The organism is Methylobacterium variabile (genome assembly GCF_001043975.1).
Taxonomy (GTDB): domain Bacteria; phylum Pseudomonadota; class Alphaproteobacteria; order Rhizobiales; family Beijerinckiaceae; genus Methylobacterium; species Methylobacterium variabile.
The window spans coordinates 1-21,334 of record NZ_LABY01000221.1; the positions used below are offsets into that span (position 1 = coordinate 1).

12 protein-coding genes and 1 pseudogene are annotated in these 21,334 nt (G+C 71.0%); 8 read left to right on the forward strand and 5 right to left on the reverse strand.

The window, feature by feature from the left end; translation table 11 throughout:
* The first annotated feature begins 299 nt into the window (after nucleotides 1-299).
* Nucleotides 300-482 carry a hypothetical protein gene (locus VQ02_RS36210; RefSeq protein WP_157080841.1) on the forward strand — a complete coding sequence of 61 codons (183 nt, stop codon included), beginning with the start codon at nucleotides 300-302 and terminating at the stop codon, nucleotides 480-482.
* Between the two features lie 30 nt (nucleotides 483-512).
* Nucleotides 513-1,141 (forward strand): annotated as a pseudogene (locus tag VQ02_RS39505) (GNAT family N-acetyltransferase).
* 396 nt (nucleotides 1,142-1,537) lie between these two features.
* Here VQ02_RS39505 and VQ02_RS27670 read toward each other — a convergent pair.
* Together VQ02_RS27670 and VQ02_RS27675 are read right to left on the reverse strand one after the other, a co-directional pair.
* On the reverse strand, nucleotides 1,538-2,038 hold the full coding sequence (locus VQ02_RS27670; RefSeq protein WP_048447466.1) for a cupin domain-containing protein: 501 nt from the start codon (nucleotides 2,036-2,038) through the stop codon (nucleotides 1,538-1,540).
* A gap of 15 nt (nucleotides 2,039-2,053) precedes the next feature.
* The gene (locus VQ02_RS27675) at nucleotides 2,054-4,852 is read right to left on the reverse strand and encodes a PAS domain-containing hybrid sensor histidine kinase/response regulator (protein ID WP_053080579.1); all 2,799 of its coding nucleotides are present in this window, start codon (nucleotides 4,850-4,852) and stop codon (nucleotides 2,054-2,056) included.
* 296 nt (nucleotides 4,853-5,148) lie between these two features.
* Between VQ02_RS27675 and VQ02_RS34950 the strand changes: the two genes are divergently transcribed.
* Nucleotides 5,149-8,247: a glycosyltransferase gene (locus VQ02_RS34950; RefSeq protein WP_053080580.1), complete on the forward strand. Its 3,099-nt coding sequence runs from the start codon at nucleotides 5,149-5,151 to the stop codon at nucleotides 8,245-8,247.
* Between the two features lie 34 nt (nucleotides 8,248-8,281).
* On the opposite strand, the gene VQ02_RS27685 is transcribed toward VQ02_RS34950, so the two are convergent.
* Nucleotides 8,282-10,552 carry a TonB-dependent siderophore receptor gene (locus tag VQ02_RS27685; protein WP_048447467.1) on the reverse strand — a complete coding sequence of 757 codons (2,271 nt, stop codon included), beginning with the start codon at nucleotides 10,550-10,552 and terminating at the stop codon, nucleotides 8,282-8,284.
* A 940-nt stretch (nucleotides 10,553-11,492) separates the two neighbouring features.
* On the opposite strand from VQ02_RS27685, the gene VQ02_RS27690 reads away from it, so the two are divergent.
* The gene (locus VQ02_RS27690; RefSeq protein ID WP_048447468.1) at nucleotides 11,493-14,471 is read left to right on the forward strand and encodes a glycosyltransferase; all 2,979 of its coding nucleotides are present in this window, start codon (nucleotides 11,493-11,495) and stop codon (nucleotides 14,469-14,471) included.
* 66 nt (nucleotides 14,472-14,537) lie between these two features.
* Here the strand turns inward: VQ02_RS27690 and VQ02_RS27695 are convergent, their stop codons facing one another.
* Nucleotides 14,538-15,497 (reverse strand): class I SAM-dependent methyltransferase, encoded by a 960-nt coding sequence (locus tag VQ02_RS27695; RefSeq protein ID WP_048447469.1) that lies wholly within the window; start codon nucleotides 15,495-15,497, stop codon nucleotides 14,538-14,540.
* 129 nt (nucleotides 15,498-15,626) lie between these two features.
* On the opposite strand from VQ02_RS27695, the gene VQ02_RS27700 reads away from it, so the two are divergent.
* The 4 genes from VQ02_RS27700 (at nucleotide 15,627) to VQ02_RS27715 (ending at nucleotide 20,685) form a co-directional block, all read left to right on the forward strand.
* Complete coding sequence (locus tag VQ02_RS27700; RefSeq protein ID WP_048447470.1) at nucleotides 15,627-16,532, forward strand: LysR family transcriptional regulator; 906 nt, start codon at nucleotides 15,627-15,629, stop codon at nucleotides 16,530-16,532.
* Between the two features lie 98 nt (nucleotides 16,533-16,630).
* Nucleotides 16,631-17,572, forward strand: a complete 942-nt coding sequence (gene kdgD / locus VQ02_RS27705) for a 5-dehydro-4-deoxyglucarate dehydratase (RefSeq protein ID WP_048447471.1) — start codon at nucleotides 16,631-16,633, stop codon at nucleotides 17,570-17,572.
* Between the two features lie 135 nt (nucleotides 17,573-17,707).
* The gene (gene garD / locus VQ02_RS27710; protein WP_083469493.1) at nucleotides 17,708-19,291 is read left to right on the forward strand and encodes a galactarate dehydratase; all 1,584 of its coding nucleotides are present in this window, start codon (nucleotides 17,708-17,710) and stop codon (nucleotides 19,289-19,291) included.
* A 395-nt stretch (nucleotides 19,292-19,686) separates the two neighbouring features.
* Nucleotides 19,687-20,685: an SMP-30/gluconolactonase/LRE family protein gene (locus VQ02_RS27715; protein ID WP_157080843.1), complete on the forward strand. Its 999-nt coding sequence runs from the start codon at nucleotides 19,687-19,689 to the stop codon at nucleotides 20,683-20,685.
* Nucleotides 20,686-20,811: 126 nt separating this feature from the next.
* On the opposite strand, the gene VQ02_RS34955 is transcribed toward VQ02_RS27715, so the two are convergent.
* Nucleotides 20,812-21,318: a hypothetical protein gene (locus VQ02_RS34955; RefSeq protein ID WP_053080581.1), complete on the reverse strand. Its 507-nt coding sequence runs from the start codon at nucleotides 21,316-21,318 to the stop codon at nucleotides 20,812-20,814.
* Between the last annotated feature and the right edge of the window lie 16 nt (nucleotides 21,319-21,334).

The following is a 21,334-nucleotide window of genomic DNA, read 5'->3' on the forward strand; positions in this document are numbered from 1 at the left end:
CTCGCCTGTCAACTCGCCCGAAGCCCGAAGGCTGCGGCCGATGCGACAGACAGCGGGGCAGGGGGCCTGCCCGGGCCCGCGCGGCCGGCGTGTACCCTAGATGGGTATGCACGCGCCGCGTTCAAGGAGTGTTCGTCAGCCTCCCTGCCAGCGGTCTACGGCGTGCGGAATCGACCCGCTGCGCAGATGCACCTGTATGACCCCGATCACTGCATGGGCCACGCTCGCCGGGTATCTGCCGCTCCAATCGCAGCGTCGGGCGCTCTATCTCTCGGGACCGCCCGGAACGGAGACCCGGAGTGATGATGAGTCTCGCGGTGATCCGCCCGATGACCGAGGCCGACATTGCGGCGGTGCACGGCCTCTCGGTCGAGGTGGGCTGGCCGCATCGGTCGGACGATTGGTGCCTGGCGCTGGAGATCGGGCGTGGTGTCGCCGCCTGCGACGAGGCCGGGCAGGTGGTGGGCTCGGCGATGTGGTAGTCCTTCGGCGAGAGGCTGGCCACCGTCGGCATGGTGATCGTCTCGCCCCGGATGCAGGCCAGGGGTACCGGCCGGCGCCTGTTGCGGGAGGTTCTCTCCGCCGCGGGCGAGCGAACCATCCGGCTCGTCGCCACTGTGGCGGGTCGACGGCTCTATGAGCTGGAGGGTTTTCGCGCCACCGGCACCATCACACAGCACCAGGGCATGGCGGATGCGACGGCGGCGACCGACGACCCCCGGGTGCGCCCCGCCACCGAGGCCGACTGGCCCTCCATCGCCAGCCTCGACCGCGAGGCCGTCGGCGGCAACCGGGGCCGGCTGCTGAAGATCCTGCGCCGGGTCGGCCGCACTTGCGTGATGGATGAGGGAGGCCGCGTCGCCGGCTTCTCGGTCTGCAGGCCGTTCGGCCACGGCCACGTGATCGGCCCCTCGTCGCCACCAACCTTGGAGCCGCCATCGCCCTCGCGAGCCCACACGTGAGGGCCCATGCGGGCGCCTTCCTGCGCCTCGACACGCCGCAGCAGGACGGGCCACTCGTCCCCTTCGCGGAAGCCTGCGGCCTCCGCAACGTCGACCAGGGTGCGCAGATGACCCGCGGCACGCCGCCAGGGACCGGACCGGCGCAGGTCTTCGCCCTCGCCAGTCAGGCCTTCGGATAGTGCGCCGGGCCGACACCGCGCTGCTCGCCGACCAGAGTGGCGATGGACGGCTCGATCCTCACGACCGGCGTGCACCGCAGCCGGCTCGTGCTCGCTCGTCAGCACCCATCCCGTGGCGACCTCCCGCGTTCCGCAGAACGGGGGAGTGTGCCATCCCGAGTTGGCTCAGGTGATACCCTCGCGCCTTCGCATCGACACGTCGATGCGAAGGCGTCCGGCGCATCAGCGCCGGCGCCCGTTCGGGCTTGCCTTGCGCCTCCGAACGGGTCCGTTCGAAGGCGCGGCGGTATGAGACATTCCGACTTTGCGCCTACGAATATGATTCGCATAAGCTATGTTATGGAACCAAGATGGGCACTGGATCCCAGTTCCGAAGCGGCCCGGGTCGCCTCGACCTCACGTCCGGCGCCAGAGCCGGGTCAGCGGGCCACCGGGCCCGTGGACCGGGTCGCTGTCCGGAACGCCGAGGGCCGCCATCCGGGCCCGGGCGTCCGCGTCCGGCGCGCCACGGCACAAGTCGAAGCTCTGGCCCGGCGGATAGGCGCCGACGACCAGGAAATCCGGGCTCGCCGCCAGCCGGCAATGCCCAGTGCCGACCGGCAGCACCACCACGTCCCCGGCCGCGACCGCGACCTCGCGCCCGTTCTCGCCACCGAGGATCAGGCGGGCGCTGCCGGACGCGACGCCCAGTACCTCGTGGGCGGTGGAATGGTAGTGGTGATAGGCGAACACGCCGTCGCGCCACTGCGCCGGCCAGTGATTGCGGGCAAGAAGGTCTTCGAGGGCAGCGGCCCGGTCCGCCGTCTCCACCAACGCGCCGCGGTAGTGCAGCACCGGCAGGACCGGGTTGTTCGGCACCCAGCCGTTCGGGGCGAGAACGAAGCTGTCGGGCTGCATGGCCTGTCTCCCGCCTCATCCGACGCGGCGCCGCGGCCCCTGCCGGGTGACCCGGCGCAGGATGCGGGCGAGCTGCTCGGCCGAATACGGCTTGTGCAGGAGCTCGAAGCCGTGGGCGTCGTCCTGCGCCAGAACGTGGCTGTAGCCGGAGGCGAGCACCACCGGCAGGTGCGGCAGGCGCCGGCGCAGCTCCCGGGCGAGCGCGAGGCCGCCCATGCCGGGCATCACCACGTCGGAGAACACGACGTCGAAGTCCCCGCCATCCGTCCCGAGGCGGCTGAGCGCCTCCTCGGCGTTCGTCGCCCAGGTGGTGCGGTAGCCGAGGTCGTGCAGGATCTGGGTGCAGAAGCGTCCGACCTCGATGTTGTCCTCGACGACGAGCACGCTCTCGCCGGCGCCGATCGGCGAACCCGGGGAGTCGGCGGCGGCCTCGTCGCCGGATCCGGTCGTGGCCGGCGCCTCGGGCAGGTAGAGGGTGAAGGTGGCGCCCTCGCCGGGACGGCTCGTCACGTCGACGTCGCCGCCCGACTGCTTGGCGAAGCCGAAAACCTGGGAGAGGCCGAGGCCCGTGCCCCGTCCGACCTCCTTGGTGGTGAAGAACGGCTCGAAGATGCGACCGATGAGGTCCGGCGGCACGCCCGGCCCGGTATCGGTGAGGGAGACCGCCGCGAAGGCGTTGTGCGAGCCGGCATGGCCCCGGATCGGCGGCATCGCGGCGCCGCAGGCCAGGCTCAAGGTCAGCGTGCCCTGCCCCTCCATGGCGTCGCGGGCGTTGACCGCCATGTTGATGAGCGCCGTCTCGAACTGGCTCAGGTCCGCCCGCACGAAGCACGGCCGGTCAGGCACCGACACCACCACGCGCACCCGCGCGCCCGTGACCGTGTCGAGCATGTCGGCCACGCCCCGCACCTTCTCGCCGACGTCGAACACCTCGGGCAGCAGGGCCTGGCGGCGGGCGAAGGCGAGGAGCTGGCCGGTGAGCCTGGCGGCGCGATCGACGGTGTCGGAGACCGCGTCGAGGTAGCGCGCCTTGCGCGCCTCCGGCAGCTCGGGCCGGCGCAGGAAGTCGACCGACGAGCGGATGATCGTGAGCAGGTTGTTGAAGTCGTGGGCGACACCCCCGGTCAGCTGGCCCACCGCCTCCATCTTCTGCGACTGGCGCAGCGCCTCCTCGGCCTGGGCGAGCGCCGCCGCCTGGTCCTTGATCGCGGTCACGTTGCGCACCGTGCTGTAGATACGCCCCTCCCGCGGCACGGCGTTCCAGGACAGCCAGCGATAGGACCCGTCCCGGTGCCGGTAGCGGTTCTCGAAGGTGAGCTGCGGCTCGCCGCGGGCGAGCCCGTCGGCCGCCGCCGTCGTTGCCGGAACGTCGTCCGGGTGCACGAAGTCGAGGAAGGGCCGGGCGAGCAGGTCGGTCTCGGCCCAGCCGAGGAGCTGGGTCCAGGCCGGGTTGAGGCTGACGAAGTAGCCGTCGAGGGTCGCGACGCAGAACAGGTCGGTGGAGGCCTGCCAGATCTGGTCGCGCTCGGCGGTGCGCTGGGCGACCTGCGCCTCGAGCGAGGCGTTGAGGACCCGCAGCGCCTCCTCCATGCGCTTGCGGTCCGAGATGTCGCTGAAGAAGACCGCGACCCGGCCCTGCGCCGGGTCGCCGACCCGCAGGGCGCGCACGTCGAACCAGCGCCCGAACACGTCGGCCTGGTTCTCGAAATGCACCGGCTCGCCGGTCAGCGCCACGCGGCCGTAGGTGTCGAACCAGTGCCGCTCGAGGTCGGGAGCGAACTCGCTCACCCACAGGCCGGCGACGTCGGCCCCGGTCTGGCGCGCGAAGGCCGGGTTGGCCTCGGCGATCCGGTAGTCGACCGCCCGGCCGCCCGCGTCGAACTTCATCTCCAGGATGCAGAAGCCGACATCGATGCTCTCCAGCAGCGTGCGGTAGCGCTCCTCGCTGTCGCGCAGCGCCAGCTGCGAGCGGACCTGCTCGGTGACGTCGTAGCCGCCGACGAAGATGCCGGTGACCGCGCCCGACCCGTCCCGGAGCGGCTGGTAGAGCAGGTCGATGGCGCGCTCGGCGTCCTGGCCGGTCAGGCGGATCGGCATCGCACGGGCCGCGAACGGCTCGCCGGTGCGGTAGACCGCGTCGAGGAGCTCGTAGAAGCCCTGGTCGGCAAGCTCGGGAAACGCCTCGCGCACGCTGCGGCCGATGAAGTCGCGCTGGCCGGCGATCGTCACGTAGGCGTCGTTGACGTACTCGAAGACGTGGCGCGGTCCCCGCAGCACGGCGACGAAGCCCGGCATCTGCTGGAAGATCTGCTCCCGGCGCCGATGCGCGGCCTCCAGGGCGAGGTTGGTCTCGGAGACGTGCTGCGCCCGGCTGAAGATCCCGCTCTGGGCCGGCGTCAGGGTCCCGGGTTCCGGGTCGTGGCCCGGCTGCAGGGCCGTCACGTCGATCGGGTGGTGCAGCACCGATCGGACCTCGCCGGCCGCGTCGAGGATCGGGCTGTGGGTGACGCTCCAGTAGCGCTCCTCCCGGCCGCCGGCGGCGGCCGGGCGCGGGGTGTCGAAGCGCAGCAGCGCCACCGTGTCGGGCCGGCGCGTCGCGACCGCGCGCGCGATCGAGGCCCGCATCGGCTCGACCTGGTCCGCCTCGCCCGGGAACGCGTCCCAGACGTAGCGGCCGACGAGCTCGTCCAGGGTGCGGTCCACGCTGGCGAGGTAGGCCCGGTTCGCCCCCACGATGTGGCAGAGAGGATCGAGGACCAGGTAGGGATTGGGCGAGGCGTCGAAGAGGCCCCGGTAGTCCAGGGCCGACGGCATGGCGCTCATGGGGCGAGGAGCGGAAGCGGCCGTGGTCGGCCCGGAGCGGCGGCAGCGGGTCCGCCTCCCCGCGCGGGTCCGGACGGAGTGTGCGGCGGGAACGGGCGAGCAACCATGGGACGCGAGTCTAGCACGCCCGGGGCGGGGTGTCGCTTCCGCGCTCCCCCGCCCGCGCGGGACGGCCGGGCCGCGTCCCCTCGCCGGACGGCGCGGTGGCATGCGGCGGCGAGTCGGCTTAGAGAGCGCCCGATCGCGCCGGGGCGTCCCGCCCCCGCGCGGGCGGGAGACGATGCGCGGTGGCAGCGAGACGCAACGGCCTGGTCGGGGCCCTCACCCAGGTCACCCTCACCCAGGTCACCCTGACCCATGTCACCCTCGGCGGCCTGACCTTCGACCGGCGAGCCTACCGGGCGTACCGCAGATCGGGCTTCACCGCGAAGCCGCACCCGCTGTTCGATCCCGTCTGGTACGCGCGGACCTACCTGCCGGGGGCGGCCGGGACCGATCCCCTGGCCCATTACCTCGCCCATGCCGGCTCGGGCACCGTCGATCCGAACCCCTACTTCGACACCCGCTTCTACCTCGCGATGTATCCGGAGGCGCGGGACTACGCCTCCCCCCTCGCCCATTGGTGCGCGGCAGGCTGCGAGGCAGGGCACCGGCCGAACCTCCTGTTCGATCCGGCCTATTACCGGGCGCGCTACGGCGACATCACCGAGCGGGTGCGGGATTGCCTGCGGCACTACGCCGAGCACGGCGCGGCGGAGCAGCGCTCGACCCACCCGCTCTTCGACGCCGCCTGGTACGGCCGCGCCGTCGGCGACCTGCAGGGCCTCGACCCGCTGCGGCACATCCTGCGCCACGGTCTCGCCGAGGGCCGCGATCCGCATCCGCTCCTCGACCTCGCCTTCCTGGCCGGCCAGGCCGATCCCCGTCCCGCCCGGGACCTGCTGTTCGACTACCTCCACCGCCCCGCCTGCTACGGGCTCGACCCGCACCCGGCCTTCGTGGCCGAGCACTACTACGCCCATACACGGGGCGCCGACCGCTCGGTCAACCCGCTCGTGCACTACCTCTCGGTCGCCTCGGCCTACGGCCGCCCGAACGCCGTGTTCGACTCGAACTGGTACCTCGACGCCTATCCGGACATCTTCGCCACCGGGGCCAATCCCCTGGTCCACTACGTCACCTACGGCTATCGCGAAGGCCGGAACCCCTCCGAGGCGCTGGACACGGCATTCTACCTGCGCACCAACCCGGACCTGCGCCAGACCGGCCTCGATCCGGTCTCGCACTACCTCCGCCACGGCCGCGCCGAGGGACGCGCGCCGCGCCCCGCCCGGCACGCGGCGCCCGGGGGCGGCGACGGGGTCCGGGAGGCGAGCGACCGGCTGTCTCGGATCCGGGCGGACAGCTTCCTCGGCGCCGGCCTCGCGGTGCGATTCCCGGCCACGGCGGCCCCAAAGGTCTCGATCATCCTGGTGCTGTTCAACAAGGCGCACCTGACGCTCGACTGCGTCCGGAGCATCGCCGAGACCATCGACGCGGCGGCGTGCCCCTACGAGGTCATCCTCTTCGACAACGCGTCGCGCGACGGGACCGGCACGCTGCTCGACCGGATCGAGAACGCCACCATCCTGCGCAGCCCGGAGAATCTCGGCTTCCTGCGCGCCGTCAACGCTGCAGCGGCGCAGGCCCGCGGCGAGAGCCTGCTGCTCCTCAACAACGACACGATCCTGCTGCCGGGCTCGGTCGCGGCGGCCGAGCGCGTCCTGTCCGGCGAGCCGGGCGTCGGCGCCGTCGGCGGAAAACTGATCCTGCCGAGCGGGCGCCTGCAGGAGGCCGGCAGCATCGTCTGGTCCGACGGCTCCTGCGTCGGCTACGCCCGGGACGCCGATCCGGACGCCTTCGAGGCCAATTTCCGCCGCGACGTCGATTACTGCTCGGGCGCCTTCCTGATGCTGAAGCGGGCGCTGTTTCGCGACCTCGGCGGCTTCGACGAGGCCTACGCCCCGGCCTACTACGAGGAGACCGACCTCTGCACCCGGATCCGGGAGCGGGGCCTGCGGATCGTCTACGACCCGTTCGTCGCCCTCGTCCACGTCGAGTTCGGGAGTGCCGCGCCGGATGGCCGGCAGGAGGCCGCTTCCCTGCAGGGCGCCCACCGCGCCGTCTTCGCCGCGCGCCATGCCGAAACCCTCGCCGGCCAGCATCCCCCCGACCTCTCGAACCTGCTGGCGGCCCGCAGCAGCCCGCCCGGGGCGCCGCGCATCCTCTACATTGACAACAAGGTGCCGCACCCGACCCTCGGCGCCGGCTATCCCCGAGCCCGGACGATCCTCAACCTCCTGGCGGGGCTCGGCGCCGAGGTGACGCTGCTGCCGACCGACGATGCGGGGGAGCCCTGGCATCAGGTCCGGCAGGCCCTGGCCCCGACGATCGAGGTCGCGTTCGGCTACGCCGCCCACGCGATCTACGACTTCCTCAAGGCCCGGCACGACCATTACGACGCGATCCTGGTCAGCCGGCCGCACAACATGGAGCGGATCAAGCGCATCCTCGAGACCAATCCGGACGTGCTGGAGCGTCCCCTCCTCTGGTACGACGCCGAGGCGATCGTGAGCTCCCGGGAGATCGGACGCCGGGCGGTCCTGGGCGATCCGGTGAGCGAGGAGGCCGGGCGGGAGATGGTCGCGGCGGAGCTCGCCGTGGCGGCGCCGGCGGACTTGGTGATCTGCGTCTCGGACCAGGAGGCCGCCGCCTTCCGGGCCGCCGGCAAGGAGACGGTGCGGATCGGCCACGTGCTCGCGCCCGAGCCCGGCGAGCGCCCGTTCGGCGAGCGCCGCGACCTGCTGTTCGTCGGCGGCTTCCCGGACGAGACCTCGCCCAACACCGATTCGATCGTCTGGTTCATCGACCACGTCTTACCCCTGGTGCGGGCGCGCCTGCCGGAGTGCCGCCTGATCCTCGCCGGGGAGAACCGGTCCGAGCTGATCCGCGCGCGCCTGGACGACCGGGTGGTCTGCCTCGGCCGGGTCGACGACTTGCGCCCGGTCTACGACCGGGCCCGCCTGTTCGTGGCGCCGACCCGCTTCGCCGCCGGGATCCCGCACAAGGTGCACGAGGCCGCCGCCGCTGGCCTGCCGGTCGTCGCGACGCCGCTGCTCGCCGGCCAGCTCGGATGGTCGAATGGACGGGAGTTGATGGTCGGCGGCACGGCGGAGGACTTCGCCGAGGCCTGCCTCGCCCTCTCCCGCGACGAGGCCCTGTGGGAGCGCCTGCGCGCCGGGGCCCTGGCGGCCGTCCGGCGCGATTGCGGCGAGGAGGTGGTGACCGCCGCCCTGCGCGGCCTTCTGGAGCGGATCCCGCGCGGATCCGGCCCAAGGAGCCCTTGAGCGAGGCGGCGGGCGGCGAAGCCCGCCGCCGCCCTCACCACTTATAGCTGAGGCTCGCGGTGATGCGGCGTTGCTCGCCGTAGAAGCAGGCGGTGACCGACTGGCACGACGAGACGAAGCGCTTGTCGGCAAGGTTCGCCGCGTTGATGGCGAAGCGCCAGTTGTCGCGGCTGTAATGGATCACCGCGTCGAACAGGGCCCGCTCCGGCACCGTCAGGGTGTTGTCGACGTTCGCGAACGAGCGGCCGACGTAGCGCACCCCGGCGCCGAAGCCGAAGCCGGCCCAGTCGCCGGTCGGGATGGTATAGTCGGCGAAGACCGAGGCCAGGGTCTCGGGCGTGTTGGTCGGCGTCCGGCCGATCGTGCCGACATCGCCCTTGGTGATCTCGAGGTTGTAGCTCGTGAACGACGCGACGACGTTGAAGTCCTTGGTGATGCTGGCGACGAGCTGCGCCTCGAAGCCGCGTGAGCGGGTCTCGCCGAGCTGGAGCTGGTTGAGGGTGTTGGTCGGGTCGGCGGTCAGGGTGTTGGCCAGCGCGAGATCGAAGGCGGCGAGGGTCAGGAAGGCGTTCGCGCCCGGGATCTCGTACTTGACGCCGACCTCGTACTGGTCGCCGGTGGTCGGCTTGAACGGCTGGCTGAAGAAGTTGGTGCCGACCTGCGGGTTGAAGAAGCTGGCGTAGCTGACGTAGGGCGCCAGGCCGAAATCGAAGTTGTAGATCAGGCCGTAGCGCTGGGTGAAGGCGTTGGCCGATTGCCGCGTCTGCGTGCTGGTGAGGCGGTTGTTGACCTCGTTCGAGGTGAAGTCGCCGCGGCCGGACACGACCAGGGTCAGCTCGGGCGTGAGCTTGATCTGGTCCTGGTAGTAGAGGCCGAGCTGCTGGAAGACGTCGTAATTGACGAGGTACGGCGCGACCGGGACGCTCGGGCTGCCGTAGTTCGGCGTGATGATGTTGAAGTTCGCGACCGGCGTGCCGGCGAAGCCGCCGGTGGCATTGTTGTCGTTGAGCTGGAAGTTCTTGTAGTCGAGGCCCATCAGGACGGTGTGCTTGAACAAGCCGTCGTCGAACCGGGCCACCGCCTGGTTGTCGACGTTGAACAGCCGGGCCCGCGACGAGGCGCGGAAGCGGTAGCGCGCGATCTGGGTCTGGTTCGCGTCGGCGTAGCCGAACCCGTTCAGGCCGAACAGCCCGCCCAGGAACGCGTCGTCAAGCGAATCGCTGAAGGCGTAGCGCAGGTTCTGCCGGAAGGTCCAGGTGTCGTCGAAGACGTGCTCGAACTCGTAGCCGATATTCGCCTGGCTGCGCCGGTAGGTGTTGTTGAACGGATCCGAGACGTTGTAGTTCTGCGGGATGCGCAGGCCGAGCACCGTCGGCCGCACGGTGCCGTAATACGGCAGGAACGCGTTGAGGCGGCCGGTATCGTCGTACTGGAAGCTCGACAAAAGCGTGAAGGTGGTGGCGCCGTCCGGCTTGTAGGTGAAGGTCGGGGCGATGTAGCCGCGGTTCTCGTCGAGCCCGTCGACCTGGGTGCCGCCCTGCCGGCCGATGCCGGTCAGGCGGTAGAACCAGTGCCCCTCCTTGTCGGCCGGGCCGCCGAAATCGAAGGCGAGGTATTTCTGGCCGAACGAGCCGCCGCCGACCTCGACGTAGTTCAACGGCTCGAAAGGCGGCTTCTTGCTGATCAGGTTGATCAGGCCGCCGGGGCCGCCCTGCCCGAACAGCACCGAGGCCGGCCCGCGCAGCACGTCGATCCGCTCGAGGCCGAACGTGTCGACCTTGTAGGCGGCGAAGCCGTAGTTGAAGAGCTGCAGCCCGTCCCGGTACAGCCCGGTGTCGTTCGCCGTGAAGCCGCGGATCAGGAAGAAGTCGACCCGCGGATCCGGCCCGAAGACGTTGCCGTAGACGCCGGCCGAGTAGGCGACCGCGTCGCCGACCTGCTGCGGCTTGAGGGCGTCGAGCTGCTCGCGCCCGATCACCGTGACCGATTGCGGCGTCTCGATCAGCGGCGTGTCGGTCTTGGTCGAGACCAGGGTGCGCTTGGCGACGTAGCCCTCGATCGGACCGCGCGGGTCCTCCTTGGGACGGGCCGTCACGACCGTCGCTCCGGGCCGGGCGCCGTTGCCTGCAACGTCGATCGCCTCGAGCTGGATCGTGCCGCCGGCAGCCGCGCCCTGGCGGGGCGGCGTCGCCTCCTGGGCGGCCGCCGCCACTGCGGTTAGGGAGACGCCGGCGGAGAGAACGGCACCGAGGACGGTGTGGAAGCAGCGGCGGCGCTGGGCGGCAACGCGGTGATGGGAACGCATGGCGGGACCTTCGACGAACGGCCTGCCCGTCCCCGGGCGATGATGGCCGGGGAGGATGGCTCTTTAGAACGATACTAAGCTACTGTTCCTGCTCACGTTTTCTTAGCATGGCCGTGCAGCCGGCAAGCCCGGATTCGTGTGTCGCGCGATGGATGTTAGCGCACGTGACACTTCGGCCACGTCGGTCGGCCGAGGCGCATCGGGCGAGTGCGCGGCAAGGAAGAAGACTGCGGTCTCGCGACGTGAAAGTTGCACCTCGTCGGACGGGAAGCGTCCCGTGAGGGGGCGGGATCTCGGCCCTGCAGGCACGATCCTCGTCCCACGCCGCACCGGAGGTCGCGTGACATCGCCCTATCCGTACTCTCACATGAACTAATGTTTCCAGATGTTGGTCCTCGCGGAGGCACGATCGGAGGCCGGCAAGTCCGCGCTTGACACCCTGTCAGGACCATGGCCCCCGACGGGGCTCGATCTGCGGTGAGGCCACCGTGACGGGCTCGACCGCCGCCGGCGGCAGGCCCGCTGTGGTCGATCCACGCATTCCGAGATCGAACTGGGTCTTGGACGGTGCCGTGGCATCACCCGGGATCGCGGGAGGGCGGTGTCCTTGGTGGCGCGAAACGCGCACCGATCGCCGAAATCCCGGCCGTTCCCTGCCTGCCGGCCGGCCTGACATGGTGCGAGGCTTGCGGCACCCGTCGCGGGAAGCTGACAGGCGGCAGTCATAATGTTGCGCGAAGCCCGTGACAGGTTCCGGGTGAAGAAGGATGGAGCGAGAGCCGCGGCGGCCATGCCGCCGGCGCCCTCACACCCGGGAGAGAACAGCTGCACACCCGGACGAACGAGGCGGTGATCCATCCCGCCTGATCGATGAACGCCGCCGCACACGATGCGCCGCTCACGCGCGTCGGGTCAACGTCAGTGAGTGGTCACTTAAACGATGATTAGGAAATCTCTCCGCAAATGGCTGCCTGTCGGGGGCGCCGCGTCCCTCTTCGACGACCAGTTCTACGTCAGGACGAATCCCGACGTCGCCGAGAGCGGGCAGAACCCCTTCGACCACTACATGGCGAGCGGCTGGCGCGAGGGGCGCGATCCGTCGGCGACGTTCTCGACCCTGTTCTACAAGGACAAGTACCTCGATCCGGCGCAGCCGGCGGTCAATCCGCTGCTGCACTACGCCGCCCTGCCCGCCCACCAGCGCCGTACGACGCTGACCCGGTCGCCGGCCGAATTCCTCGAGATCCAGAAGCGCGTGATCCGCGACTACTTCGACGAGGAGTTCTACCTCCGGGCGCACGGCCTCACGCTCGTCGCGGATCCCCTCAGCCACTACCTGATCAGCGGCTGGCGCCTGGGCTACGAGCCCAACCCGCACTTCGTCACGCAGGATCACGTCAGCCGCAACCAGCACCTGAGCCACAGCGACGTCCCGCCCTTCTATCACTACGTCTCGACCCACGGCCTGCTCGGGGGAACCGGGCCGCTCGTGCCGGTGGCGCGGCGGACGACGGCCGAGGCGGCCCCAGTCACGGACAGTCTCGCGGCGGTGCTCGAGGCGATCGCTCCCAGCTTCGACGAGAACTATTACCTGTCGACGTACTCCGACGTGCGCGAGGCCGGAATTGACCCCCTGCATCACTACGCGGAGCACGGCTGGAAGGAGGGGCGCAATCCTTCCGAGCTGTTCTGGAGCGGATATTACCGGAAGCAGCATGAGGACACGGTTCCGAGCACAATCAACCCACTCTACCACTACGTCACGGCAGGCCGCGACCTTGGCCTGAAGCCCAACCCGTTCGGTGACGCGCTCTGGCCCGCGCCGACCGCGCCGACGGAGGTTGAGTGGGCCGAAGCAAGCCCGGCGACCGACCTCGAGGCCGCCGAGGTCGTCGTGGTGATCCCGGTCTTCAAGGGCTACGAGGAGACGCTGCGCGCCGTCCACGCGGTGCTGGCGAACCCGCAGGCGACCCGCTTCGCGCTCCTCGTCGTCAACGATCGCGGGCCGCAAGCGGAGCTGAACCAAGCGCTCGGCCGGCTCGCCGACCGCGGCCTGTTCCTCTACCTCGAGAACGAGGTGAATCTCGGCTTCGTTGCCTCGGTCAACCGGTCGCTCGCCTTCTGCCAGGGCAAGGACGTCATCCTGCTCAACTCGGACGCGATCCCCTACGGCGACTGGATCGACCGGATGCTGTGGCACGCCCGCGCCAACCCGGACGCGGCGACCATCACGCCCCTGTCCAACAACGCGACGATCTGCAGCTACCCGCAGTTCAACGTCAACAACCGCATCCAGCTCGAGCTCGCCCTGCCGGAGCTGGACGCCTGCGCCCGCGCCTGCAACCGCCACCTCTCCTCGGAGGTGCCGACGGGCGTCGGCTTCTGCTTCTACATGCGGCGCACGATCATCGACGCGATCGGCGACTTCGACGCCGAGACCTTCGGCCGCGGCTACGGCGAGGAGAACGACTACTGCCTGCGGGCGCAGAAGGCGGGCTACCGCAACCTGCTCGCCCACGACATCTTCGTCTACCACTCCGGCGGAGCGTCGTTCGACAACACCTTCAGCAAGGACATGGTGCAGATCGAGCAGCGACTCCTGCGCAAGCACCCGGACTACACGTCCCAGGTCCGGGCCTACGTCGAGGCCGATCCCGGCCTGGACGCGCGCATCCGCCTCGACCTCTACCGCCTGGCCCGGAGCCTCGGGCCGCGGACCGTGGTGTTCGTCACCCACAACCGGATCGGCGGCATCCTCACGCATATCCGCGACCTGGCGGAGCGCCTGACGAGCGAGGGGGTGGAGGTCGTGATCCTGAAGGCGGCGGACGAGCGGAGCATCCGGCTCGAGCACCTGCCAGATTCGAAGCGGGCGATCCCGATCGTCTCGTTCGAGACGCTCCAGATCGACCGGCAGGGCCATCTCGTCGCGGCGTTCCTGGAGTGGCTGCGGCCGCTCCTCGTGCACGTGCACTCCTTCGTCGGCCTGGACTGGTCCTCGACGGAGCGGATGATGGCGATCATCCGGGCGACCGGGCCATACGCCTTCACGCTGCACGACTACGCCGCGGCCTGCCATCGCAACGACCTCGTCACGCCGCTCGCCCGCTACTGCGGCCTGCCGGACGCCGAGGGCTGCCGACGCTGCATCGCCATCGACCACGGCAGCCGCGGGGTGGTCGACCCGGCGGTCCGGCGGGAGACTTACGCGGGCTTCCTCGCGGGAGCGGAGGCGGTGCTGGCCCCCTCGCACGACATCGCCCGACGGCTCGCGCCCCACCTGCCCGGCAGCCGGATCGTGGTCCGGCCGCACGAGGAGCGGCTGCCGCCCGCCATCCGGCGCCCGCTGGTCATGGACGAGCCAGCTGGCCCGACCCGTCCCCTGCGGATCGCGGCGCTGGGCGCCATCGGGGCGCACAAGGGCTCGAATGTGCTGCACGACCTCGCCCTGGACGCCCGCCTGCGCGATCTGCCGATCCAGTACCAGGTGGTGGGCTACACCAACATGCCCGAGCGCCTCGCCTCGGTCGGCGTGACCGAGACCGGCGCCTATGGGAGCGACCAGGAGGCGATGGACCTCCTGCGCACCCTGCGCATCGATCTGGTGCTGATCGCCTCGATCTGGCCGGAAACCTACTGCTACACCCTGTCCCTGGCCCGGGCGGCGGGCGTGCCCCCGGTGGTGTTCGATCTCGGCGCCCCGGCAGAACGCCTGCGCGCCCGCGGCGAGGGTGTGATCGTCGATCCGGCCCTGGCCCGCGACGTGAGCGCCTTCAACGACCTGCTGCTCGGCCTCCCGCTGCCCGAGCTGTACGCGCGGCGCGGCGAGTACGGGCAATTCGTCTACCGCGACATCCTGCGGACCTATTACGGCCTCGCGGAACGCGACGCCGAGGAGCGGGCCCGGCTCTCGGCCTGACCCGGGCACGGCCCGCGACCTGGAGGACGGCGCATCGCCGGCGATGCGCCGCTCAGGGATCCGCCTTCAGCGGGACGCGAAGGTGTCGCGGATCGCCTTCGCGTTGCGGCGGACCATCGGCCCGAGCCAGGCGCCCGAGGCGAGGTAGGCGCCGGGCCGAACCGGCGCGAGGGCGGCGGCGAGCTCCCGCGCGAGGCCCGGCCCGGCCGGGCCGGGTTCTGCCTGCACCGGGGCGGCGGAGCGCCGGTAGACCGCGGTCGTGTCCTCGCGCCAGTAGCCAGGATCCGGTGTCAGCCCGGCGCGGCGGGCGGCGCGGTCGAGGGTGTCGCGCACGAAGCCGTGCACGTGGGCGAAGTGGAAGCGCTCGTGCGGCGGCTTGCCCGTCGCCGCCATGTTGGGCACCGCGGCGTAGAGCACGCCCTCGGGCGCGAGCCGGTCGGCGAGGCGCGCCAGGGTGTCGACGGGATCCCGCAGGTGCTCCAGCACGTGGTGGACGGTGACGACGTCGAAGACCTCGTCGGCCGGAAGGGCGTCGAGCCGGTCCAGCACCCGCGCGCCGTGCTCCGCCCGGGCATAGGTGGCGTAGCTGCGCCCGGGCTCGACCCCTGTCACTGCACAGCCCCGTGCCCGGGCGGCGGCCAGGAACTCGCCCGAGCCAGACCCGAAATCGAGCACCCGGGCACCGGGCCGCAAGGCCGGGGCGAGCAGCTCCGCCCGGAACGCCGCCTCGCGCCGCGACCGGTTGAGATGGTGGCGCGGCGGGCGCCGGCCGAGGGCGAACTGGTAGGCAGCGCGGTAGGCCGAGGCGTAGTAGGCCTCGAGCTCGGCGGCAGTCGGCATCGGGTCGGTGCGGATCAGGCCGCAGCCGGTGCAGGCCACGGAGCGCAGCCGCTTCAGCCGCCGGTCGGTCTCGGCCACGGTCAGCGCCTCGGCTCCGCCGCAGAGATTGCAGGCCATCCCCTCGCCCCGGTACGGATAGCCGGTGAACGGGACGGCGTGCCGGAAGAGGTGGAGCGGCGATGACATCGACGGCCTTTCGCGGGACACGGCCGGCGGATCGCCTGGGCCTCGAGACCGGAACGCGCGAGCGCCCGCTCTTCATCCCCTGGGCCATACCTTAAGACATCCCTTGGGGAAACGGCGCGGAGTGTCCCGATGTTCGAGCTGAGCCAGCTGCGCTGCTTCGTGGCCGTGGCCGAGGAGCTGCATTTCGGCCGAGCGGCCGAGCGGCTGCACCTGACCCAGCCGCCGGTCAGCCGACAGGTCCAGGTGCTGGAGCGCATCCTCGACGTCGCCCTCCTCAACCGCACCAGCCGCGCCGTGCGGCTGACCCCGGCCGGGCGCCGCTTCCTGGTCGAGGCGCGCCGGATCCTGCGCCTGTCGGACGAGGCCGCCGCCACGGCGCGCCGGGTCGCGGCGGGCCAGGCCGGCAGCGTCACCCTCGGCTTCACGGCGGCCGCCGCCTACCGCACCCTCCCCGACCTGGTGCGGGCGGCGCGCGCGCGGCTGCCGGAGGCCGACATCCTGCTCAAGGAGATGGTCAGCGCCGCCCAGGCGGAGGCGCTGGGGGCGCAGGGGATCGACCTCGGCCTGATGCGCCCGCCCCTGCCGCCCGCCGCCGACGGCGCCCTGCGCATCGCCCGCGAGACCCTGGTGGCGGCGCTCCCCGACGACCACCCGCTGGCGACTGGCGACGGCGTCGCCGCGGAGGCGGTCGCGGCCGAGCCGCTGATCGCCTACGCCCCCGACGAGGCGCGCTACTTCCACGACCTCGTCGGCGACTACTTCGCGGAAGGCGATCTCGCGCCAAAGGCGGTGCAGCACCTGGCGCAGATCCACACCATCCTGTCCCTGGTGCGCTCGGGGCTCGGCCTCGCCCTGGTGCCGGAATCCGCCGCCTCGCTGCGTGTCGCGGGCGTGACGCTCCGGCCCCTCGTCCCGCGGCCGCGCCGGCCGGTGGAGCTCTACCTCGTCTGGCGACGGAGCAACGACAACCCGCTGATCCCGATCCTGGCCGAGCTCGCCGGGACGCTCGACGCATCGATGCCGGATTTGAATTGAACCATGCCGACATGGTGCTGGAAGGGCATCGTGGACGGGCGTAGACCGTCGGACCAGCGGGGCGAAGCCCCGAGCCCGAAGTGAGGAAACACGCCCCGATGTCCAGCGCGCTCTCGCCCGTCGACGTTGCCCAGCGCCTCGGCGCCGGCCTGCTCTCCTTCCCAGTGACCCCCTTCACCGCCGATTTCGCCATCGACGAGGCGCAGTACCGCAGCAACCTCGACTGGCTGTGCGGCTACGACGTCGCCGGCTTGTTCGCGGCGGGCGGCACCGGCGAGTTCTTCTCCCTCACCCCGGCCGAGGTCGCCCGCGTCGTCGGCATCGCGGTGGCCGAGACCAACGGCCGGGTGCCGGTGCTGGCCGGGGCCGGCTACGGCACCGCCATCGCCTGCGAGATGGCGCAAGCCGCGGAAGATGCCGGCGCCGACGGCCTGCTGCTGCTGCCGCCCTACCTCGTCGGCTCGGAGCAGGAGGGCCTCTCGGCCCATATCGAGGCGGTGTGCCGCGCGACCGGGCTCGGGGTGATCGTCTACAACCGCGACAACGCGGTGATCGGCCCCGACGCTCTGGCGCGGCTGTGCGAGAAGCTGCCGAACCTCGTCGGCTACAAGGACGGCATCGGCGACATCGAGCTGATGACCCGGGTCTACTCGCGGCTGGGCGACCGGCTGACCTATATCGGTGGCCTGCCCACCGCCGAGACCTTCGCCCTGCCCTACCTCGAGATGGGCGTCACCACCTACTCCTCGGCGGTGTTCAACTTCGTGCCGGGCTTCGCCCTCGACTTCTACGCCGCCGTGCGCCGGCGCGACCGGGACGCGGTGGCGCAGGGCCTGCGCGACTTCATCCTGCCCCTGATCGAGATCCGCAACCGCCGCAAGGGCTACGCCGTCTCGATCATCAAGGCCGGCATGCGGGCGGTCGGGCGCGATTCCGGCCCGGTGCGCCACCCGCTCACCGACCTGACCTCGGCCGAGCAGGCGGAGCTCGCGGCCCTCGTCGCCCGCGTCGCCCCGGCGCAGGCGCTGGCCGCCGAGTAAGCGGCGCGACGACAGAGGCGGTGCCGCTCCCCCGAGGGGCGGCGCCGTCGTTTGGCCGGCCGAAAGGCACCGCCGGCCAGGACGCATTCACGAAAGCGCATCCACAAGGATGCCCTCGATAACGGGAGGGAGCCGATGCTGGACGAGCCGCGGACTGCCGAGGGGCACGCCACCCCGGACGACGCCCCTGCGCCGCGGGGCGACGCGCCCCGCACCATCCGCCTGCACGAGACCGACAACGTCGCCATCGTGGTCAACGCCTTCGGGCTGCCCGCCGGGACGGCGTTTCCCGACGGCCTCGTGCTGGCCGAGTTCGTGCCCCAGGGCCACAAGGTCGCGCTCGAGGACATCCCCGAGGGGGGAGAGATCCGCCGCTACGGCGAGGTGATCGGTACCGCCGTTCAGGACATCCCGCGCGGGGCCTGGGTCGAGGAGTCGCGGGTGCGCACCCCGACCGCCCCGAGCCTCGACGCGCTTCCCCTCGCGACCCGGGTGCCCGCCCCGCTGCCGCCGCTCGAGGGCTACACCTTCGAGGGCTACCGCAATCCGGACGGCTCCGTCGGCACCCGCAACATCCTGGCGATCTCCACCAGCGTGCAATGCGTCGCCGGCACCCTCGAGGTGGCGATCCGGCGCATCAAGCAGGAGCTGCTGCCGCGCTTCCCCAACGTCGACGACGTGATCGGGCTGACCCATGCCTATGGCTGCGGCGTTGCCATCAACGCGCCGCAGGCGGTGATCCCGATTCGCACCCTGCAGAGCCTGGCCCGGAACCCGAATTTCGGCGGCGAGGTGATGGTGGTCGGCCTCGGCTGCGAGAAGCTCGTCTCCGAGCGGCTTTTGCCGGACGGGCAGGCGGACGGCGTGGTGCGGCTCCAGGACGAGGCGCACCAGGGCTTCGGGATGATGCTCGACAGCATCATGGCGATGGCCGAGGCGCGCCTCGAGGTCCTGAACCGGCGCACCCGCGAGACCTGCCCGGCGGCCGACCTCGTGGTCGGGCTGCAATGCGGCGGCAGCGACGCCTTCTCGGGCGTCACCGCCAACCCGGCCCTCGGCTTCGCCGCCGACCTCCTGGTGCGCGCCGGCGCCACGGTGATGTTCTCCGAGGTGACGGAGGTGCGCGACGCGATCCACCTCCTCACCCCTCGGGCCGAGACCGAGGAGGTGGCCCGCGCGCTGATCCGCGAGATGGCCTGGTACGACGACTACCTCGCCAAGGGCGAGGCCGACCGCAGCGCCAACCCCTCTCCGGGCAACAAGAAGGGCGGCCTCAACAACATCGTCGAGAAGGCGCTCGGCTCGGTGGCGAAGTCCGGCACGAGCGCGATCCGCGGGGTGCTGGCCCCGGGCGAGCGGGTGCGCCAGAAGGGCCTGATCTTCGCCGCGACGCCCGCGAGCGACTTCGTCTGCGGCACGCTGCAGCTCGCCTCCGGCATCACGCTCCAGGTCTTCTCGACCGGCCGCGGCACGCCCTACGGCCTCGCCGAGGCGCCGGTGATCAAGGTCGCGACCCGCACCGAGCTGTCGCAGCGCTGGTCCGACCTGATCGACCTCGACGCCGGCAGGATCGCCACCGGCGAGGCGACGATCGAGGAGACGGGCTGGGAGCTCTTCCGCCTGATCCTCGACGTGGCGAGCGGGCGGAAGAAGCCGTGGTCGGACCATTGGGGCCTCTACAACGACCTGACCCTGTTCAACCCGGCGCCGATCACCTGAGGACCGGCTGCGAGACACGGCAGACCGACCGAACTGGCACCACCGCATCCCGGGGCTCGCCGCGGGCGAGAGCTCCGGGATGCGGAAATGCTGATGGTCCAGGACGAAGCGGAACGCAGTCGCTCCTCTCCTGAATCGTCAAATCATTTGAATTCCAGGCTCCGATGCGCGGACCCGGAATGACGACAAGTCATGCTATTTCATTAAAATAATTGTATTTATTTCTGCATCATCAATCCAGAATCAATTTTATCAGAAACCATCCCTCAGCTCGGCTTGCCTTCCGCAGCGGATCGACCAAAAATCTAGCAAGCTTGGCCCGAGCGCGCATCCCACGCGACGATGCGAGCCCGGCGAGCGCCGGAGCAACCGGCGCCAAGGACAGAGAGGACGACATGACTTTCGACCGCAGGGCCATTCTGGCCGCCGGGGCGGGCGTTCTGGCTGCGGGCACCGCCCGAGCCTGGGAGCAGGCGCAGCGGCTGCCCGATCCGGCCATCGAGATCCTCGATCCGAGCTTTGCCAAGTACCGCATCGCCCTCACCAGCATCGAGCGCCTCGCCACCGGCTTTCGCTGGGCCGAAGGGCCTGTCTGGTTCGGCGACATGCGGATGCTGCTGTTCAGCGACGTCTCGAATGACCGCATCCTCAAGTGGGACGAGGAGACCGGCGCGGTGACGGTCTTCCGCCGGCCGGCCGACTACGCCAACGGCAACGCCCGCGACCGGCAAGGGCGGCTCCTCACCTGCGAGCACCGCACGCGCCGGGTGACCCGCACCGAGCACGACGGTCGCATCACGGTGCTGGCCGACCGGTTCGAGGGCAAGCCGCTCAACTCGCCGAACGACGTCGTCTGCCGCTCCGACGGCTCGGTCTGGTTCACCGACCCGGCCTTCGGCCCGAACCCGGTCGAGGCGATGGCCGCGCCCGAGCTGCCGGGCAACGTCTACCGGGTCGATCCCGCCACCGGTGCGGTCCAGGCGGTCGCCCGCGGCCTGAAAGGCCCGAACGGGCTGTGCTTCTCCCCCGACGAGCGCACGCTCTACGTCATCGAGGCCCGGGCCGAGCCCAACCGGCTGATCCGCGCCTTCGACGTGACGCAGGACGGCACCGCGCTCGGCGAGGGCCGGGTGTTCTTCGATTGCGGCAAGGGCACCGCCGACGGCTTCCGGGCCGACCGCGACGGCAATCTCTGGTGCGGCTGGGGCATGGGCGAGGCCGAGGACGGCGTCGTGGTGCTCTCGCCTGAGGCTAAGATGATCGGCCGCATCCGCCTGCCGGAGCGCTGCGCCAACCTCTGCTTCGGCGGCCGCGACCGCAACCGCCTGCTGATGGCCTCGACCCGCTCGCTCTACGGCCTCTACGTCAACACGCAGGGAGCGGATCTCGGGTGAGCAGACGATCCCGGCCGCACGGCCGGGATCCGATCCTCCGGCGGCGCGGACCAGAGCCCGTCGGGAACGGAGGGATCGTCGCCCTCGACCGGCAGCTTCCGCGCGGCCGGCCGGGGGAGAGCGCCGTCAGGTGGATTGCCACAGGAACTTGCCCGAGCCGCCCGCGCACGCACACTCGAAGAGATACCCGCAGCCGCCGCCGAAGTTCATCTCGGTCTCGTGGTCGGGGCCGGCTTCGAGCTGCGCGACGAAGCGCATGGGCCTCCGGCAATGGTCGCAATCGGGCGTCCCGTCGAAGTTCAGCCAGTCGGCCTCGCCTCCGATCTGACCCAGGACCTCGCGTCGGCGACCGGGATTTCGCTCGGACCACAGGGTTCGGGCCTCGTTGTAGTGGGACACCTCCACGCACTCGACCCGCGAGCCGTACGGCTCGCACCGGACGCCGCCGCTCACCGGTGCACCGGCGGCGACGCCGACCGTGTCGGCATCGACGCAGACGACGGCATTGGCCCCTCCGTCCGCATCCCACGGGCAGCAGCCGTCGATGTCGCCCTCGCACATGAAGATCAGATGGAGGTACTCCCCGTCCGGGCTCCGCACCCGCCCGAGGAACGGCAGGGGCAGTTCGCCCATTCATCTGGCCGGTGTA

Coding starts and splice junctions, on each gene's coding strand:
- VQ02_RS27670 (WP_048447466.1), bottom strand. CDS start 2,038: ATGCAGCCCGACAGCTTCGTTCTCGCCCCGAACGGCTGGGTGCCGAAC.
- VQ02_RS27675 (WP_053080579.1), bottom strand. CDS start 4,852: ATGCCGTCGGCCCTGGACTACCGGGGCCTCTTCGACGCCTCGCCCAAT.
- VQ02_RS27685 (WP_048447467.1), bottom strand. CDS start 10,552: ATGCGTTCCCATCACCGCGTTGCCGCCCAGCGCCGCCGCTGCTTCCAC.
- VQ02_RS27690 (WP_048447468.1), top strand. CDS start 11,493: ATGATTAGGAAATCTCTCCGCAAATGGCTGCCTGTCGGGGGCGCCGCG.
- VQ02_RS27695 (WP_048447469.1), bottom strand. CDS start 15,497: ATGTCATCGCCGCTCCACCTCTTCCGGCACGCCGTCCCGTTCACCGGC.
- VQ02_RS27700 (WP_048447470.1), top strand. CDS start 15,627: ATGTTCGAGCTGAGCCAGCTGCGCTGCTTCGTGGCCGTGGCCGAGGAG.
- kdgD (WP_048447471.1), top strand. CDS start 16,631: ATGTCCAGCGCGCTCTCGCCCGTCGACGTTGCCCAGCGCCTCGGCGCC.
- garD (WP_083469493.1), top strand. CDS start 17,708: ATGCTGGACGAGCCGCGGACTGCCGAGGGGCACGCCACCCCGGACGAC.
- VQ02_RS27715 (WP_157080843.1), top strand. CDS start 19,687: ATGACTTTCGACCGCAGGGCCATTCTGGCCGCCGGGGCGGGCGTTCTG.
- VQ02_RS34955 (WP_053080581.1), bottom strand. CDS start 21,318: ATGGGCGAACTGCCCCTGCCGTTCCTCGGGCGGGTGCGGAGCCCGGAC.